General features: G+C 37.8%; 1 protein-coding gene. It reads right to left on the reverse strand.

Translation table 11 applies throughout. The annotated features are described in order from the left end of the window. Positions 1–13: 13 nt before the first annotated feature. On the reverse strand, positions 14–1318 hold the full coding sequence (locus FTU01_RS15440) for an IS4 family transposase (protein WP_004784488.1): 1305 nt from the start codon (positions 1316–1318) through the stop codon (positions 14–16). Between the last annotated feature and the right edge of the window lie 74 nt (positions 1319–1392).

The following is a 1392-nucleotide window of genomic DNA, read 5'->3' on the forward strand; positions in this document are numbered from 1 at the left end:
TAATGCCAGTCAGTTAAGAGATTGACTGGCATTTTTTTGGGTATTTCTGTGGTTTCCCTTTCACAACTCGTGGGTAGTTTCTACTTCTTTTTTTCGGTAAAACATACCTTTTAGATTTTTCCATTAAACTTTCTAGATGTTTAGGCAAATTACCTGCGGAAGCCAAAGAATCAAACTTCAATAGGTTAAGGATAGCAATAGAGGTAATATGAAAGCTCATTCTCAAAGGACTGACTTTTGCACGTTGCGCCATATATTTCATTTGTCTTCTTAGAATATTATAGGCAATAAAGACTCCCCATAATTCTTGATAAATCAAGGCAGGTTGTTTACTCCTTAAATGCTTCCCTTCCTGTAAGTTACTCTTGATTTCTCGGTAACACATTTCTATTTCCCAACGCTGGGCATAGAGTTTTGCTAAAGCTAATAATGGATATCTCTTTGAATCTATTAGTGAAGTGATATAACGTCTAATCTTACCTGCCTGCTCAACCTCAATGAGACGTGCCTCCCAATAGTCTCCTAAGGCTGGATTAAGTTTTTTAGCTCTTGTTGATATCGGCATTCTAATATGAAAGTCATGTTGCGAATTACGCTCCACAATCTCATACCGTAAATTATCTTTTGCACGCATAAGCCAATGACTTTCTTCTGCACGTTTTTGCCACCCGATGAGAAAATCTGCAGAGAAATAGGCTCGATCAAATAGGGTAATACTGTGTGAACAAGGAGATAATTGGCTTGCCAGTGTGAGTTCACCTTGATCCATACTACCTATTTGAGCATCTATAATTTCATGGGTCGCGGTATTTACTAAGCAGGTTGCTCTCACTTGTGGATAAGGAGCATCAGCAGTTTTTCCTTTAGATGAACCAAAGTGTGCAAAATTCTCATCTGTATAAGGCATAGACCAAACAACACCATCAACAGCGCACACACTCAGACCGTGAAAGTTTGAGTATTGCTGCTGAGATTCTTCAAACCAGGCTTGGCTAAGTAAAGAAAATAGCGCATTTAAAGGTTCTGATCCTAAACGTTGTCGTGCTTGTACTACTGCGCTAGGAACACAATATTCTGTTGTACCAAATACAAGTTTTAGCTGTTCTACGACATATCCGATAGGTTGATTTCGAAATAAAGCGAGTCCAATGACAAGCCACACCACATGTTCAGCAGGTAACTTCCTTCTTCTAATTGATGCCTTACCTGTTTGATGCAGACTTTCCTCAATCCAGTTGAAATCAATAAATTCACTAAAATGGCTAAGTGAAGGTAAAGAATGTTGAAGGGTGCAATCTAAATTTTCAGATAAAGTCATAAAAAAATGAGCGTATTTACATACACTCATTTTTACTACATTTTACTAATATTTGCTTAACTGACTGGCATTAC

The sequence above is a fragment of the Acinetobacter sp. YH12043 genome, from assembly GCF_013419915.1.
Lineage (GTDB): Bacteria > Pseudomonadota > Gammaproteobacteria > Pseudomonadales > Moraxellaceae > Acinetobacter.

Bases quoted from the DNA above. Each gene is read 5' to 3' on its own strand.
- FTU01_RS15440 (WP_004784488.1), bottom strand. From the start codon at position 1,318: ATGACTTTATCTGAAAATTTAGATTGCACCCTTCAACATTCTTTACCT.